A 14,451-nucleotide genomic window follows, 5' to 3' on the forward strand; every position below is an offset into this window, starting at 1 on the left:
TACTTCACCGGGACATGGCCCAAGGCAATCGAGCCCTGCCGAGTTATGGACCTCGTCGTAGGCGGCATCGCCGACGAGTACACGGGCCGCCTGACGGCCGTCCGCATCGACATCACGCGCTGCCCGGCCGCGACCAAGCGATACGAGATCACCGGAGCCCCGTCCTACGTCCTGCTGAAGGAGGGAGAAGCGGTCGCACACGGCACGGGACCCATCACGATCGCCGAGGCACGAAAGATCCTGGTCAACCACCTCTGAGTCCGCGTCCGAGATCCGCCACGGGACGATCTTTCGGTGACTCGACCCTTGATCCGTGACCGCTCCCTAGAGGAGCTGGAGCACGACTATTGGCCGGCCCCGTCGGGCGACGCGACTCGCCTCATAAGGACCGCGCACGCGCTTCGGCACAAGCCGATCGGCGAGCTGACGGTTGAGGACCTAAGGCTGCTGATCGGGCAGAACGAGGGCCTGCCCTTCCTGCTGCCGCTGGCGTTGGAGGTCCTGCGGCGGGATCCGATGGCGGAAGGCCACATGTACGAGGGTGATCTGCCGGCCACGGTCCTGACCAGGAGTCCAGAGACCTGGAGCAAGTCACCTGAGCTCGGACACGAGCTTCGCCAGATCGTCTCGGATCTGAGCGATCTCCCTCCTGACCTCAAACACGAGGTGGAGCGCTTCCTGACTCTGCAGCGCACCCGGCGACACCGCCCACCTGAAGCCGGACGGTCGCCTCCCTCACCTTGCGGCTGAGCCCTGCCGATACGTGCGATGCGCCGGCCTTCGCTGTTGCACCCCAGTGGGATTCCGTCATCGATGTCGTGGATGTCGTGCGGTCTTCGTGCGCTGCACAGACACGCCCCGGACGGCCGTGCCGTAAGGACAGAGCAAGCCACGGACATCGACCCCTCCAAACCGTGGTCGTTCCGGAGCCTTGACTGCATTGGTCCGGTCCAATAGCGTCCCCCGCACAGAACTCCACATGGTTCAACACCCAGTTCAACACCCACCAGCCGTCACCCGCACTCTGACGCGCCCTGGGTCCAGGTGGCGCGTTGTACGTCAGGCCGTGCGTGACGGCGACACCCGCTTCACCGCGGTCCCCCAGGTGAGCAGTGTGAAGCCGAGTGCGAAGCCGGCCATCGTCCAGACACCGCGTGGCCAGAATATGTGGCTGTCGACGAAGGACCAGCCGGCGCCGAGGAGTATCACCGTGCCGGGCAGGACCCGGACGCCGTGCTCAGGGAACAGCGCGACCGCCGTGGCGGCGATGGCGCCGATGAGGGCGTACACGCCGACGTGTCCGAGGAGCTCACCGGTGTCGTACAGCGGGCCCTTGACCGGTCCGAGGTTCGCTGTCGGGCCGGCGTGCCCCACCGCGGTCCCCGCCGCTATGCCGGCGACCGCGTCGAGACCGGTGTAGAAGACCGCGTAGCCGAAGGCACCCGCCCAAGCCACCACCGTGGCGAAGCCCGTGAGGCCCGGGCGGGGCCGGTGCCACAGGGATATCAGCAGGCCGACTGTGAGCAGGGGGAAGACAGGCAGGAGCGCGATGTGTAACCGGGTCCACTCCGAAGCCGTCGAGCGGAACAGCCCATGTGGATGTGCGAGACCGGCAACGGCCAGCACCAGTGGGGCGGCGGTGGCGAGGGCGATGTTTCGTATGGTCAACACGCCCGTGAGCGTATGCGTGTTGACGCCGCTGGAGACGGGTGCGTAAGGGTTCCGTAAGACATCGGCCATGGCGTGCGTCGCCACGTCACTCCGAGCCGGGAACGGTCTTACGAGAGTCTGACGCGGCCACAGTTCCCATGCCGTCACACCACTCCCACCGTCCACTCTGGTGCGGCCCCCACAACCGTGGGCCGCACCGCAAAGGTCACTTCCAACGGACGGGACGCGCACATGCACAGCACCCCCGAGCACCACCGTCGTACGAGCCGGCCCACCGCCGTCCGGGGCGGTCACCGGGCGAGGTCACGACCGCGGCGCATCATGATCGGTGGCGGGGTCCTGGCCGCCGCAGCGGCGGCCACGGTGGCCGTGACCGTCGCATCGGCCAGCCAGTACTCCGGGAGCACACCCGGCGCTGACCACGCTGTCTTCGTTCAGGGCAACGAGCTGGGCGGCAACACCATCCATGTGTTCGCCCGCGGCGACGACGGCACACTGAGCGCCTCAGGGACCTACGCCACCGGCGGCAGGGGCGGTGACCAGGTCGACGCCCCGACCGACTCGCTCGCATCCCAGGGCTCACTCGTCTACGACGAGACTTCGGGAACGCTGCTGGCGGTCAACGCGGGCAGCGGTACGGTGACCTCCTTCCGAGTCGAGGGGAGCCGGCTCAAGGATCGGCATGTCGTGAGTTCCGGCGGCAAGTTTCCTGCCTCCATCGCGGTACACGGACGGGTCGCGTACGTCATGAACGCGGGCGGACGGGGCAGTGTCCAGGGCTTCGAGATATCTGGTGAGGGGTTGCGGCCGCTGGCCGGGTCCCACCGATCCCTGGGCCTGGAGAACAAGGACATCCCCGTGTTCTCCAGTTCTCCGGGCGAGGTCGCGTTCACTCCGGACGGGCGCGACCTGGTCGTCACCACCAAGTCCGCCAACACTGTCGAAGTCCTGCCCATGCGGCGGAACGGCCTGCCGGCCGTCGCCGCACCCGTCGTCAACAAGTCGGCCGGCGCTGTCCCGTTCGCGATCACCTTCGACGCGACCGGCAAGCGGATGCTCGTCGCCGAAGCCGCGAAGTCCACGGTCACCACCTACAAGGTGCGACACGACGGCACTCTGAAGGTCCTCCAGAGGCCCCTGCCCAACGGCCAGGAGACCCTGTGCTGGCTCGAACGCGCGGGCAACCACTCCTACGGCGGCAACACCGGCAACTCCACCGTCACCGGATACCGCATGGACAGGCACGGCAAGCTCTCCCTGACCAACGACGTGGGCATCGCCACGCCACCCTCGGCCAAGTCGCAGGGCGTGATCGACCTCGCCGTCACCAAGGACGAACCGTTCGTCTACGTCCAGAACGCCGTCTCCGGGACGATCGACGGCTTCCGCGTCAAGGCCGACGGCTCACTCGCCAAGATCACGACAGCCAGTACGGGCCTGTCCCCCTTCGGCGCGTCCGGCATGGAGGGCATCGTCGCCATCTGACAGACGCTCCCGTTGGGCGTTCCGCCTGGTCATGGCTGCCCTGATCCTGCTGTCGGCCATGCACGTCCACACGAGGAGACAGGCGTCGCTCACGCACGGTCGAGGGAGCGCTGAACACGGCCGGGGCCACCATCACCGAGCCGACGTCCCACCGGCGAGCGGGAGGGACTGCGGAGGCGAGGACGGCGGCAGCGGTGACTGGATCAGCCGCCCGCGTCCCAGCCGGAGCCGAAGCGACGGTCCAGTGCTCGCGGCATCCGGTGGACCACCCCGTCCCCCAGTCGCTCGAATTCTCCGCGCAGGAGCGGAGAGGCGAGCCGGTAGCGGAGTTCGGTGCGCCGTCCGCGGAACGTCGAGACGTTGACCCATTCGGCACCTTTGGTGATGGGAGCGGCGGCTCTGGCCGGGCGGCAGCTCACCGTGCCCGGGTCCCATCCCCGCGCGTGCGAGAAGTCCGCCAGGTAGGCCACCACGTCGGGCAGGGGGTGATGCAGGTTGAGCGTGCGTTCTCCTTCGGCAAGGGAACGTGCCCTTCGCGCTGACCGCGGCGGCCGCCTTCAGGAGTGCGGGAGGTCCACTCCTCCTTTCCGTCGGAAACGCTGAGCGGATGCACCGGATCCGTATCTCGGGATTCGGACTTCACGATGCGACCCCGCCGCACGCGCGTCGGTCAGCGCCTCCGGCCGCCCAAAACCAGTGGATCAACTTGTGTTTCTCCTGCCCGTCGGCTCGTCGCCGACTTGTCGTCACCCCGTCTGGGCGGCTGAACAGGAGTACGCGGGAAGCCGGTCGGACTCGGCGGGCCGCGTGAGGATTTCACAGACGATGCACGGGACGATCTCGGGTCATGGCGGGAAAGTCGGCGAAGATGCGTCGCTCTGTGGTTTCTCCGTCTACAGTCCGTTCTGTGGCGATCGACGTAATCGATTACGCATGGGCGGAAGCCATGTGCGCTGCCGCAAGCACCCCACGGTTGGGTACGCGCGCGACCTCATCCATGGGCGAACCCGCCGTACCGTCTCGTCCGCTGAAGGGGAGTTTGCTCCCATCCCGTGGGGCGAATCCCGGGAGGAGCTGTAGCGAGATCGCCAGACCGAGGCCGCACGTGCGTGCGGCGTGCGGTGACGCAGGGGTCCAGGGTTTGTTCCTCGGACGCCACTTCAGTGAGAGCAGAACTCGTGACGTCGTCGCCTGACGGAGACAAGTACGGCATGAACCGCCATCCAGCGGGACTGAACGGTTTACGGAGCCACGCCCTGAGGGACGGTAGCGCGAGGCCGTCCGCCCTGGTGCGGCCGTACGCGATGACGGGGGGTCGCACGCGGCCGAGCCACCAGCTCGCCATCGAAGCGCTGGTTGGCACGACCGCCGACCTGCGGCATGCGCCGGGACTTTCCCCCGAGGCCTATCGCATTTGCCTTCTCTGTCAAGAGATCAAATCTGTTGCTGAGATCTCAGCGCTTCTCACCATTCCCCTGGGGGTCACTCGCATCTTGGTCGCGGACTTGGCGGAGTCAGGGCTTGTAGCTGTTCAGCAGTCCCACGGAGACGAAGCGGAGGGGGGAAGGCCGCAAGTGACCCTGCTCGAGAGAGTGCTGAGCGGGCTGCGAAGAATGTAGGGCGACGAAATGGTGCGTCTTCGCAGTGGACGATGGGGAACCGTGCGCCTGCTCGCGGCGGTACAGGAGCGGGCACCGCTGCGGCACGCGTAACGGTCGCGGGTGCAGACGTATCAGGTGCCGGGCAGCGATACCGGTGTTCCGAACCGCACGGGCACACCGGGCGCGTACAAAACGCTGACCGGAGCCTCCTCCGGCCGATGCAGACCCGCGGCTGCGATGAGCGAGTCGTCCCAGCCGAGGAGGGAGCAGCGGCGGAAGGACCACTCGGGGTGGGTGTTGGGAAGGTAGTAGGAGTGTCCGAACGCATGCCCGTGCAGTCCCCAGCGGTTCGTGAGGAACTCTTCGACGGGGTCCGGAGTCACGGGGGCGCTGTCCACGGCGAGCCATACGCGAGCTCCCACGTTCGAGGTGCCGCGGCGGCTGGTCCGGTACAGCAGGCGGTTGTCGAACCACCGGCTCTGAATGCGGGACCACCGGTACGGGAGCCGGAAGGACGCGTCGGCGAGCAGGACGGGCACCAGCCGGTCGCACTCCAGCGAGCGGAACACCACTCCGCGGCGCCCCAGTGCGTCCCGGCTGTAGAGGCGTACGTTGACCTCGTCGAAGGATCCGAAATAGGGGATCGTCGGCGTGCCGCCCACGGCGAGATCGCGCATGCGGAAGAAGACCAGGCCGACGTACGTACGGCCGTTGTGAAGGTCGGGGACGGTGCCGGGCGGCAGAAGCCCGGCCACCTGGAACGGGTCCGCGGGCCAGTGCAGGAACACCAGGTCGCGCCAGTTCTGCCGGAACAGCATCCGCCGCAACTCTCGTGGGGCGCGAGGGGTGACGGGCTCCACGGGGTGCAGGGTCCGGTGGTGGGGGTGGGGCGGTCCGGGATCGGGCAACGTTCCTCCTCGGCCGACCGCCTACCGCTCGATGCCGAGCGGGGCGTCACGGCCCGGCTTCACCAGACGGGCACCGGTGGAGAGCGCGGCGACGATCGCGTCCACCGCCTCGGCGACGGACAGCCCCGTCGGCAGCACGGGAGGTGATCCGAGGACGGCTCGGCCGGCGAATCCCGTCTCCACATGGGGCAGACGGATCTCCAGCACCGTGACCCCGGATTCCCGCTGCTCGCGCCGGACCGCTCGGAGCCAGGTGGCGAGTGCCGCCTTCGACGCGGAGTAGTCGGCCATTCCCGCCGGGGGCGAGTCGGCAACGGCGCCCGTGATCGCCGCGATCACGCCGCCCGGTTCGATGACGGGAAGGGCGGCTCGCAGGAACGCCATCGGGGCCAGCGCATTGACGGTGAACAGGTGCTCGGCCACGGCGTCGCCTACCGACTCGGCTGGTCCGAAGGCGGCGCTGCCGACACAGACGACGACCCCGTCCAGCCCGCCGAGTTCGCTGGCGGCCCAGGTCACCGTGCGCGCGCACTGATCGAGGTCGTAGGCGTCGAAAGCGCGGGCGGGGGCGTCTCCGCAAGCCCGGGACACGCGGGCGAGGCCCGGTCGGTCGCGGCCCGCGACGGCCACAGCGACTCCCTGCTCGTGCAGCCGCAGAGCCAGGGCGGCGCCGAGGGTTCCCGTCGCGCCGGGAACCAGGATCCCCCTGTGACGGATGGGCATGCCGTACCTCCCGTGCCCCGGGCGGCCCCGAGGCCATTGGGTGACTCGTCTCTCCTTTCGGCGGGCGATCGATCCCCGGATGCGGCGGCGGGCAGGCCAGAGGCAACTCACGTCCGTCCTTCGATGAGAACGCGCGGTTCGCCTGAGCATCCGCGGAGCCCATAGAGCTGGAAATAGGTGCATGAGGTATCCCAAAGGGTGCGCTGACTTGTGGCAAGAGGAGAAGCAATGATCATCAAGAAGCTGCACGATGCGGGCGTCGAGAGTGAACACGCCTACGCCGCGGCCTTTGCCTCCATCGGCCTTTCGCTCATCTCCTGGTTGGCGTCCAACAAGCAGGAGAACCTGGAGCGGGCCGACCGCTGGGGCATCTTCGTGGGGGAATGGGCACCTACTTTCTTCGCCCTCGGGCTGGCGTTGGCCAACTATGAGGAGAACGATTCTGCGGAGGCCGAGCGCTGATCGGCCATGAAGACGAGCTCGATGACGGAACTGCTCGACAGCGATATCCAGGATGTTCCGGCCAGGCGGCGCATCAATCCCGATATGCCGCCTACGTGGGACGAGCTGGGGCTGCCGTCGATGTCGGCGATGCTGGTCGCATCGCTGAGCCAACGCGGAAGGCGCTTCTACGAAGCGTTGTGCCAGTGGCCTCGATGGCATGCGCTGAACGAGCGCGCGCTCGCGGTGACGCATCATCCCCTGCTCATGGCCGAGTCGACCCGTCAGCTCGCTGCGGCCCTGGAGCTGTTGTATCTCCAGGACGTGGAAGCCGACCGGCTCCAGCCCGTCTCGGTGAGCCTTGGAGTGGACCCGAGAACACAACCGATCGAGCATGGCGTCGCGTCGCACGTGCTGGTACACGTAACGGTCAGCGATCTCGTCGTACGAGTGGGTACTGTCACCGCGTACCGCCTGACTGCCGAGTTCTTCGACGCCGGCACCTACTTCGGCACCTGCGGCATGACGCTGGCTCACTCTTCACGCCCCGGACCGGAGGCGACCCCAGCACCGCATCCGGGCCTGCTGCGCCCCGCCCCGGCCGCCGTCGGCGCGTCGACCGAACCAGATGTTCTGATCGCGCGTGGAGCACAGGGGCGACTCGTGATCGCCCCCTGCGACCCAGGGCACCCTGTCCTCCTCCCGGGCCGCCCCGCCCAGTTGCCGGCACTGGCGGTCATGGAAGCGGGAAGGCAGGCGACGCTGCTCTACCGGGGAGCACTGCCGTCCGCCGTGGCCGGCATCGCCGTGCGAATCGAGGCGCTGGTGCCGAGCCGAGGGGCGGCCGTGGAGGTGGCGGCCGAAGGCTGCATCTCGCGCTTCGTCGTGAAGACCGGTGAACGGACTGTCGCCACGGGCACGGTCACTTGTTGTGACCCGGCCAATGTGTAGTTCACCGCCCTGAATTGCCACATGCGGTTGATTCGACCGTGGCTGCTTTCACTGTCCGGAGTAGCAAGGAGCCGACCGGCGCGGCGCTCACCATCCACGTGTGCCGGGTGCTCCTTTGAAGGGGCCTTGGACGTCTGTGGTGATCCAGCCGCCGTAGAAGTCTCCGTCCTGGGCCTGAACTTCTTCATCGCCGACGACGCAGCGGTCGACGCTGCCGGGATAGAAAGCGAAGTAGTCCTTGAGAACCGTGTAGGCGGGATTGGGACTGGGGTAGCTCCAGGCGGCACGGCTACGCACCTCGTGGCCGATGATCACATCCCAGTAGCGTGCGCTGCCTTTCCATTCGCACCAGGAGTGTCCGTCGGCCGGGAACAGCAGATCGGACGAGACATCTCCCGGCGGGATGTAGAACGTCGGTGGGTGGCTGGTCTCCAGTACCCGCAAGGCGTGTCGAGTCTCGGCGATCACGCGGCCACCGCATTCCACCCGGACGGGGCGGTTGTCCTGTACTACGGCGGGAGGCCGTGGGTAGTCCCAGACGGACTCGATCTCGCGACCGGTGAAGTGGCTCATGTCGTCTCCTCGCCCCGAGTGCACGCCCGCCGTTCGAGCGCGCGTTACCTTTTCCCCGCCTCCTGCACCTTCGGATGAGATGTACATGGGACGGCTGGATCGGCGTCGCTGAGAGCACGGCTGCGTAGGCAGCCTCAGAGCCAGCCAAGGATCCTCGCGGAGCTGGCCCGTCGGCGGACGCCGGTCTTCGTCCACCCCGAAAACTGCCCGCACATCGGCGTGCTCGCAATGGGCCGGGTGGATCCATCGTCGAATTCCCCCTGGACACGACGTGCAACGAGTTGCTGCGTTCTGACTTCCACGTCTTCGGGACCGGTCGGTCCGTCGCTGACGCCCCCGGTCGGTCGCGGCCCTCCTGGACCGGCCGGCCCTTCCGCAGGCCCGGCAAGCCCGGCGCTCGCTGGCACGGTACGTGTGAGTACGGGCGCGGTGCGCGAGGTCATGAAGCGCCCGAAGCCCTCGCTGCGAAGCCGGCCCGAGCGGTGCATCCATGTGTACCTGCCTGCGTGAAGTACGGGTGACATTCCTGCAGGGACCGCCGGCAGGTGAGAGGCGACACCATGACGGAGTGGATGGTTCGGCCGGACGGTGGCCGTCCGCAGGGCCGGGGCTGTCCCCATGCCACCGACGTGGGCCCGGCGCCGGCACCCCAGAGCCGTGTGTGCCTGGAGTGCTCCGCCCTGGGCCACGAGAAGACGCGTCTGAGGATCTGCCTGTCCTGTGGCCACGTCGGATGCAGCGACAGCGCGCCAGGTGCCCACGCCACCGCTCACCATGAATCGAGCGGTCACCCCCTCGCACAGTCCGCGGAGCCGGGCGAGGAAGCATGGGCCTGGTGCTACGTCGATGAAGTGTTCCTGTCTCCGCGCGAGGCCGCTCGCCCCAGTGAGCGGTGAAGGCCGGCTTCCCCGACGTCAGTTGGCGTGATCTTGCTGCAGTCCGCATGCATGTATGGCCACTACATGGTGTCTACTACTTCCGGAGCGGTCCCGTCCCGGGCCGTACGCCGGTACAGCACGGGCCCCACACCCGTCGGCGGCGCCAGGACACCACCGTCGAAGGGGCTGGGTGTGGAGAGCATCACCAAGAACCGGCAGTCGTCCGGCACGCTGCGCGCCATGACCGAGCGCGCCTACGGTGCCGACCGGGTCCCCACCTGTGACGGCTGGGCGAGCGAGTTGGGGCACGGCTGGTTCAACGTCGCCTACCGGATACGCCTGCGGGACGGCGCAGAGGTCGTCCTGAAGATCGCCCCGTCGCCGCACGTGGAGGTCATGACCTACGAACGCGGCGCCATGGCGACCGAGCTGGCCACGATCCAGCTCCTGCGCGAGCACACCTCGGTTCCGGTGCCGGCCGTCGACTTCGCCGACCGGAGCCGTGAACTGTGCGACGCCGACTGGTTCTTCATGCCGTACGTCGACGCCGACAACCTCGGCATCATCGTCAAGTCGCTCCCGACCGCCGAGCGCGACGCCTACATGGAGCAGGTCGGCGCGGCCAACCGGGAGATCAACTCCCTGCGCGGCACGGCGTTCGGGCCGCTGGCAGGACCCGGCGACCGGAGCTGGCGGCGGGTGTTCACCGGCATGCTGGAGGATGTCCTGCGCGACGGTGAGCGCCGGAGCGTCGACATCGGCTGGTCCTACGACACGGTCCGCGCAGTCGTGGCCGAACACGCCGGCAGCCTCGACGAGGTCACCGCACCGCGCCTGATCGAGTGGGACCTCTGGGACAGCAACGTCATGGTCCGCGACGGAAAACTCGTCTGCGTCATCGACCATGAACGCGCCTTCTACGGGGACCCGTTGATCGAGGCGGGCTTCACCGGCATCCAGCTGGCCGCCTTCGGCGACCCGACGGCCTTCATACGCGGCTACGGCCACGGCGAACTGACCGGGACCCAGCAGGTGCGCCGCCGCCTGTACGGCCTCTACCTGATGCTGATCATGGTCATGGTCATCGAGACCGTGTACCGCGGCCACGCCGACACGAAGCAGTACGACTGGGCCCGCCCTCACCTCGCCGAGGCGATGGCATCGCTGGGCCGCACCCGACGGTGACCACCACCCCCCTCGCCCGCGTCCCCGACGCCACCACTCGCCTCGGCACCGACCCGGTGGGCCCGCTGTTGCTGCGGTCCTGCGCCCAGACCACCGCCGCCGTCGGCGTGTACGGCGTCTACGCCCTGACCAACGCCTGGTTCGTCGGTCACGGGGTGGGCGACGCCTCGATGGCCGCGGTCAACCTGGCCGCGCCGCTGCTGTTGCTGCTCGGCGCGGTGTCCACCACCGTCGGCGCGGGCGGCGCCTCCCTGATCTCCCGTGCTCTGGGCATGGGTGACCAGGAGGCCGCTGCCCGCGCGGCCGGGAACTCCTTCACCCTGTTCTGGCTGTGCGCCTCCGTCACCACGGCGCTCGGTCTGATCTTCCTCGGCCCGCTGCTCACCCTCCTGGGCGTCCACGGGGAACTGCGCGAGACGGCCCGCCCCTACGCCGTGATCCTGCTGTGCGGGGCGCTGCTCTCCACGGGGTTCTCCAGCCTGGTCTGCGCCGAGGGCCGCACCGGCTACGCGACCCTGCTGTGGCTCGTGGCCGTCGCCGTGCAGATCACCCTCGACCCGCTGCTAATCTTCGGGCTCGGCATGGGCGTACGCGGTGCGGCTCTCGGTACCGTCGGCGGCCAGGCCGTCTCCGCGGCGATGAGTCTGTGGTTCTTCTTCCGCCGATCCGGCCGCCCCTACCGCGTCCGCGCCCGGGACCTCCTGCCCCACGGTCCGACGTTGCGCGCCCTGCTCGGCGTCGGCCTGCCGTCGTTTCTGGCCGGAACGGGCGTCACCCTGCTGGCCGTTGTCGTCAACAGCACGCTCGCCGCAACCGTGCGGCCACCGCCCTGGCCGCGTACGCCGTCTGCGCCCGCCTTCAGACCTTCGCGACGATGCCGCGCACCGGCCTCAGCCAGGGTCTGTAGCCCATCGTCGGCTACAACACCGGCCGTGCCCTGCCTCAGCGCGCCCGGCGCGCCCGCGACCTCGCGCTCCTCGCCTCCCCTCTACGGACTGCTCAGCGCCGCCGCCCTCGTCCTGTCGGCCCGTCCCCTGGCCGCCCTGTTCTTGCACGACGCCGGCGCCGTCACCACCGCCGCACAAGCGCTGCGCGTCATCGCCCTCGGCCTGGCCGTCGCCGGCATCACCCCACTCGTAGCCGCCTACGCCCAAGCCCTGGGCCGCCCCGCCCGCCTACCTGGCAACCGTCGGCACCCTCCTCGTGATCAAGATCCCCCTCGTCGTCGCCCTGGGCCGGCTCGGCCCGTACGGCATCTGGACTGCCCTCACCCTTGGCGAACTGACCACCGCGGCCGTCGCCCTGCTCCTGCTCCGACACCTCGGCAGCACGAGACCGCCGACGGCCGGGAAGTCATGAACGCCTGAGCGGGCAGTTCTTGTTGTACGCACAGGGCAGAGCCGGAGGCTGGCAGGGCGGCCTCAGTGGTCGCTGAGCAGGCTGCCGGCACCGGTGACACGGTTGTCCAGGGCCGTGCTCGCGCAGCGCGTGCCACAAGATGGCGGAGCTGATGGCGACGACGGTTTTCCCGGCTCGGATTCGAGGGCATCGGCCCGGGCGACGAAAGAGAGGTTCGTGCCCACCTGCGCGATCGCGTCGACGGACGGCTCATCCAGTGAGGTGACCTCTTCACGGATGCGCTCCGGCCCGACGCGGGCGATGTCCATGGCGGTCGCGCAGGCGCAGCCCCGAGATCGCCGTCACGTCGAATCCGGCCTCCTTGAAGTAGCGGCCCACCTCTCGGTCCGCCACGGGCGACGCGTTCCACGGCCACTGCCGAGGCGATCGCCGGCACCCGCGTGCTGGAGTCGGAGGGCGGAGCGGCCCTACCGGTGCTCAGGGTGAAGGCCTCGACGTGGATGGGGCGGGTACGACGTCCGACGCCAGCTCGGTGATCCGTGCCGTTCGGAGGACGTGAGTTGATCGGTGAGCGCCGAAATGCGTGGCTCTTGACGGCAGCCGAGGTGCACCGGGCCGCGGGCGGCATCCATCGTCCGTGGCCTGCCGACACCGGCGCGCGCGACGGGAATTGTCGTTGCGTGCGATGACGTGATCCCCGCATCATCTGCGCATGGACGACACGCCGAGCCGTATCCCGACCGCCCTGCCGGCATTGCGCTCCATGGCACGCGACGCGGGCTTCACCATGTCCAGCGAAGACCGCACAGGAAGCCTTCTGGCAGCACTCGCCGCAGCCCGGCCCGGGTGTCGGATCCTGGAACTCGGCACCGGAGTCGGAGAAGGCACCGCCTGGCTCCTCAGCGGCATGGACCCTGATTCCTGCCTGACCACCGTCGAACTCGACCCCGCCCTCCAAGTCTTTGCCCAGGAGCAACTGGGTGCCGATCCGCGGGTCACCTTCGTATCCGGAGACGGTGGCGCCTGGCTGGAAGACTTCGACGGCGCCCCCTTCGACCTCGTCTTCGCCGACACCTGGCCAGGCAAGTTCACCCACCTCGACCAGGCCCTGGACCTCGTGGCTCCCGGCGGGATCTACCTGATCGACGACCTCGTCCCCCAGCCCGGCTGGCCGCAGGGCCACGAAGCATCCGTCAAACGTCTGCTGGCCGAACTGGACGGACGCGAGGACTTCCGATGCGTCCGCATGGCCTGGGCGAGCGGACTGCTGATGGCTGTGCGCACAGCCCGACGGCCACGAGTCGACCGTGATCACCAGCTCGACACGGTGTTCCCGTGAACATGGACGTCCGCGACGAACACTTCAGAGTCCGGTCCGGGAGCCCTACCCGCCGCTGTTCTGCGTTCCGTTCAGCGCAGCGCCCAGGTCCAGTGCGGTGGACGTCGGGTTTGGCGGCGGGTTGAGGATGACCTGAGGCTGCCCAGGTGCTGGGGGCGGCGGAGTCATGTCCGACTTGGGCAGCTTGGGAGGGGTGGTCTGGTTGAAGACCGTCGTGTCGAAGTCGACGAGACCGGTCTTCTCCATCACGGTGATGTGGTCGAGCACCGTATTGTTCGCCTGATCGGCCAAGGCACGGATCAAGCTGTTCTTCGTGGTCGAGCGAACCTTGGCGATCGCGTTGAAGATGGAACCGTGGGTCATTCGCAGGATATTGGCGAAGTCGGTGTCGAACTGCCGCCCCGACTCGGCCTGTAGCTGGGTGACGAAACCTTGCTGCTGCGGGCTCGCCACGTTGGGCAGCGTGATGTTCAGCATCGGCGCGATCTTGCGGCAGCTGACGTCCAGAGCGGCATGTCCGTCCACGAGGTGCTGACTCGCGACTTTGACGGCCTTGCTCTCTCCCTTTTGCAGGCCGATCAGGCCGAGCGGATGCTCCCACAGCCCGGCCGCACGCACCTTGACCACGAAGTCCCGCTCGCCCTCAGTCAGCGGCCCCCATTGTGTATTGGCAATGATCCGGTCGTTCGAGGTCGACACCGTGCTGATGCCGAGCATCGCCGGGTAGACGAGGGCGCCGAGTGTCAGGGCCAGAGCTCCGCCCACAAAGAGTGTTCCCATCATGCTTCCCGGACGCTGCACCGTTTCTCCTGCCCGTCGGCTTGTCGCCGACCTGTTTTCGTCACCTGGTCGGGGCGGCTGGAGAGGAGTACGCACCAGAAGCCGCTCGGACTCAGCAGGTCCCGTGTCAATCTCACAGGCAACACACAGGAAGATGCCGGACGGCGACGGGGTCATAAAGGAACCCGACCGGCAAAGCGCGGCCCTGGTCCGGCTGCTGCTCCCGTCACGACCGGTTCAGAGCGTGGCGGGCCAGACCCGTACGAGGTAGCGCTCCACACCGTGGCCCGGTGCCCTCGCCCTCCGACAGGGCTGCCGCCGCGGCCCGTCCCACACCTCGACGCCGACCGATGCTCATCCTTCCGCCCCACCCTCGACTGTCCTCTGAAGGATTTCCAGGGCTGCGCAGGGCCCGCCGGCGCTTGCGTCGCCCGATAGCCTGGCGACAACTCGCCCGGCATGGTTCCGTGTTCTCCTCCGTACCCCGATCGTGCCCGACGGCCTTCCGGGACTCTCGAAGGAGCATGCAATGCGTGTGAACGCGCGTGTTCGACGGC

Annotated in this window: 16 protein-coding genes and 1 pseudogene; 10 read left to right on the forward strand and 7 right to left on the reverse strand. The window is 68.3% G+C overall.

Annotated elements, in window-relative coordinates; translation table 11 throughout:
• Both ACFXGX_RS28400 and ACFXGX_RS28405 read left to right on the forward strand, forming a co-directional pair.
• A partial coding sequence (locus ACFXGX_RS28400) for a thioredoxin family protein (RefSeq protein ID WP_384796315.1) occupies positions 1-258 on the forward strand: 258 nt, incomplete at its 5' end.
• A 36-nt stretch (positions 259-294) separates the two neighbouring features.
• On the forward strand, positions 295-750 hold the full coding sequence (locus ACFXGX_RS28405) for a contact-dependent growth inhibition system immunity protein (protein ID WP_384796317.1): 456 nt from the start codon (positions 295-297) through the stop codon (positions 748-750).
• 309 nt (positions 751-1,059) lie between these two features.
• On the opposite strand, the gene ACFXGX_RS28410 is transcribed toward ACFXGX_RS28405, so the two are convergent.
• The gene (locus tag ACFXGX_RS28410; RefSeq protein WP_384796319.1) at positions 1,060-1,671 is read right to left on the reverse strand and encodes a hypothetical protein; all 612 of its coding nucleotides are present in this window, start codon (positions 1,669-1,671) and stop codon (positions 1,060-1,062) included.
• A gap of 231 nt (positions 1,672-1,902) precedes the next feature.
• Between ACFXGX_RS28410 and ACFXGX_RS28415 the strand changes: the two genes are divergently transcribed.
• Complete coding sequence (locus ACFXGX_RS28415) at positions 1,903-3,156, forward strand: lactonase family protein (protein ID WP_384796321.1); 1,254 nt, start codon at positions 1,903-1,905, stop codon at positions 3,154-3,156.
• A 203-nt stretch (positions 3,157-3,359) separates the two neighbouring features.
• On the opposite strand, the gene ACFXGX_RS28420 is transcribed toward ACFXGX_RS28415, so the two are convergent.
• Positions 3,360-3,629, reverse strand: coding sequence for a hypothetical protein (locus ACFXGX_RS28420; protein WP_384796323.1), 270 nt, complete (start codon positions 3,627-3,629; stop codon positions 3,360-3,362).
• Between the two features lie 810 nt (positions 3,630-4,439).
• Between ACFXGX_RS28420 and ACFXGX_RS28425 the strand changes: the two are divergent.
• Positions 4,440-4,775: pseudogene (locus ACFXGX_RS28425) on the forward strand (DUF742 domain-containing protein); the annotation flags it as partial.
• A 113-nt stretch (positions 4,776-4,888) separates the two neighbouring features.
• Here ACFXGX_RS28425 and ACFXGX_RS28430 read toward each other — a convergent pair.
• Together ACFXGX_RS28430 and ACFXGX_RS28435 are read right to left on the reverse strand one after the other, a co-directional pair.
• Positions 4,889-5,575 (reverse strand): YqjF family protein, encoded by a 687-nt coding sequence (locus tag ACFXGX_RS28430; RefSeq protein ID WP_384796325.1) that lies wholly within the window; start codon positions 5,573-5,575, stop codon positions 4,889-4,891.
• Between the two features lie 111 nt (positions 5,576-5,686).
• On the reverse strand, positions 5,687-6,388 hold the full coding sequence (locus ACFXGX_RS28435) for an SDR family NAD(P)-dependent oxidoreductase (RefSeq protein ID WP_384796327.1): 702 nt from the start codon (positions 6,386-6,388) through the stop codon (positions 5,687-5,689).
• A 228-nt stretch (positions 6,389-6,616) separates the two neighbouring features.
• Here ACFXGX_RS28435 and ACFXGX_RS28440 point away from each other — a divergent pair, with 228 nt between their 5' ends.
• The gene (locus ACFXGX_RS28440; protein ID WP_384796329.1) at positions 6,617-6,850 is read left to right on the forward strand and encodes a hypothetical protein; all 234 of its coding nucleotides are present in this window, start codon (positions 6,617-6,619) and stop codon (positions 6,848-6,850) included.
• A gap of 21 nt (positions 6,851-6,871) precedes the next feature.
• Positions 6,872-7,780, forward strand: coding sequence for a hypothetical protein (locus tag ACFXGX_RS28445; RefSeq protein WP_384796331.1), 909 nt, complete (start codon positions 6,872-6,874; stop codon positions 7,778-7,780).
• Positions 7,781-7,867: 87 nt separating this feature from the next.
• Here the strand turns inward: ACFXGX_RS28445 and ACFXGX_RS28450 are convergent, their stop codons facing one another.
• Positions 7,868-8,353, reverse strand: a complete 486-nt coding sequence (locus ACFXGX_RS28450) for a DUF427 domain-containing protein (protein ID WP_384796333.1) — start codon at positions 8,351-8,353, stop codon at positions 7,868-7,870.
• 572 nt (positions 8,354-8,925) lie between these two features.
• On the opposite strand from ACFXGX_RS28450, the gene ACFXGX_RS28455 reads away from it, so the two are divergent.
• The 3 genes from ACFXGX_RS28455 (at position 8,926) to ACFXGX_RS28465 (ending at position 11,783) form a co-directional block, all read left to right on the forward strand.
• Positions 8,926-9,249, forward strand: a complete 324-nt coding sequence (locus tag ACFXGX_RS28455; RefSeq protein WP_384796387.1) for a UBP-type zinc finger domain-containing protein — start codon at positions 8,926-8,928, stop codon at positions 9,247-9,249.
• 174 nt (positions 9,250-9,423) lie between these two features.
• Positions 9,424-10,416, forward strand: a complete 993-nt coding sequence (locus tag ACFXGX_RS28460; RefSeq protein WP_384796389.1) for a phosphotransferase family protein — start codon at positions 9,424-9,426, stop codon at positions 10,414-10,416.
• Complete coding sequence (locus ACFXGX_RS28465; RefSeq protein ID WP_384796335.1) at positions 10,413-11,783, forward strand: MATE family efflux transporter; 1,371 nt, start codon at positions 10,413-10,415, stop codon at positions 11,781-11,783. Before ACFXGX_RS28460 ends, ACFXGX_RS28465 begins: the two co-directional genes overlap by 4 nt.
• Before the next feature lie 54 nt (positions 11,784-11,837).
• Here ACFXGX_RS28465 and ACFXGX_RS28470 read toward each other — a convergent pair whose 3' ends face one another.
• Positions 11,838-12,083: a hypothetical protein gene (locus tag ACFXGX_RS28470; RefSeq protein WP_384796337.1), complete on the reverse strand. Its 246-nt coding sequence runs from the start codon at positions 12,081-12,083 to the stop codon at positions 11,838-11,840.
• A 404-nt stretch (positions 12,084-12,487) separates the two neighbouring features.
• Here ACFXGX_RS28470 and ACFXGX_RS28475 point away from each other — a divergent pair, with 404 nt between their 5' ends.
• Positions 12,488-13,114: an O-methyltransferase gene (locus tag ACFXGX_RS28475; protein WP_384796339.1), complete on the forward strand. Its 627-nt coding sequence runs from the start codon at positions 12,488-12,490 to the stop codon at positions 13,112-13,114.
• A 45-nt stretch (positions 13,115-13,159) separates the two neighbouring features.
• On the opposite strand, the gene ACFXGX_RS28480 is transcribed toward ACFXGX_RS28475, so the two are convergent.
• On the reverse strand, positions 13,160-13,894 hold the full coding sequence (locus ACFXGX_RS28480; RefSeq protein ID WP_384796391.1) for a DUF4142 domain-containing protein: 735 nt from the start codon (positions 13,892-13,894) through the stop codon (positions 13,160-13,162).
• Between the last annotated feature and the right edge of the window lie 557 nt (positions 13,895-14,451).

Origin of the sequence: Streptomyces sp. NPDC059371, assembly GCF_042751995.1 — a bacterium.
Classification (GTDB): Bacteria; Actinomycetota; Actinomycetes; order Streptomycetales; family Streptomycetaceae; genus Streptomyces.

Coding starts and splice junctions, on each gene's coding strand:
- ACFXGX_RS28415 (WP_384796321.1), top strand. CDS start 1,903: ATGCACAGCACCCCCGAGCACCACCGTCGTACGAGCCGGCCCACCGCC.
- ACFXGX_RS28430 (WP_384796325.1), bottom strand. CDS start 5,575: ATGCTGTTCCGGCAGAACTGGCGCGACCTGGTGTTCCTGCACTGGCCC.
- ACFXGX_RS28435 (WP_384796327.1), bottom strand. CDS start 6,388: ATGCCCATCCGTCACAGGGGGATCCTGGTTCCCGGCGCGACGGGAACC.
- ACFXGX_RS28440 (WP_384796329.1), top strand. CDS start 6,617: ATGATCATCAAGAAGCTGCACGATGCGGGCGTCGAGAGTGAACACGCC.
- ACFXGX_RS28445 (WP_384796331.1), top strand. CDS start 6,872: ATGACGGAACTGCTCGACAGCGATATCCAGGATGTTCCGGCCAGGCGG.
- ACFXGX_RS28450 (WP_384796333.1), bottom strand. CDS start 8,353: ATGAGCCACTTCACCGGTCGCGAGATCGAGTCCGTCTGGGACTACCCA.
- ACFXGX_RS28455 (WP_384796387.1), top strand. CDS start 8,926: ATGGTTCGGCCGGACGGTGGCCGTCCGCAGGGCCGGGGCTGTCCCCAT.
- ACFXGX_RS28470 (WP_384796337.1), bottom strand. CDS start 12,083: ATGGACATCGCCCGCGTCGGGCCGGAGCGCATCCGTGAAGAGGTCACC.
- ACFXGX_RS28475 (WP_384796339.1), top strand. CDS start 12,488: ATGGACGACACGCCGAGCCGTATCCCGACCGCCCTGCCGGCATTGCGC.
- ACFXGX_RS28480 (WP_384796391.1), bottom strand. CDS start 13,894: ATGGGAACACTCTTTGTGGGCGGAGCTCTGGCCCTGACACTCGGCGCC.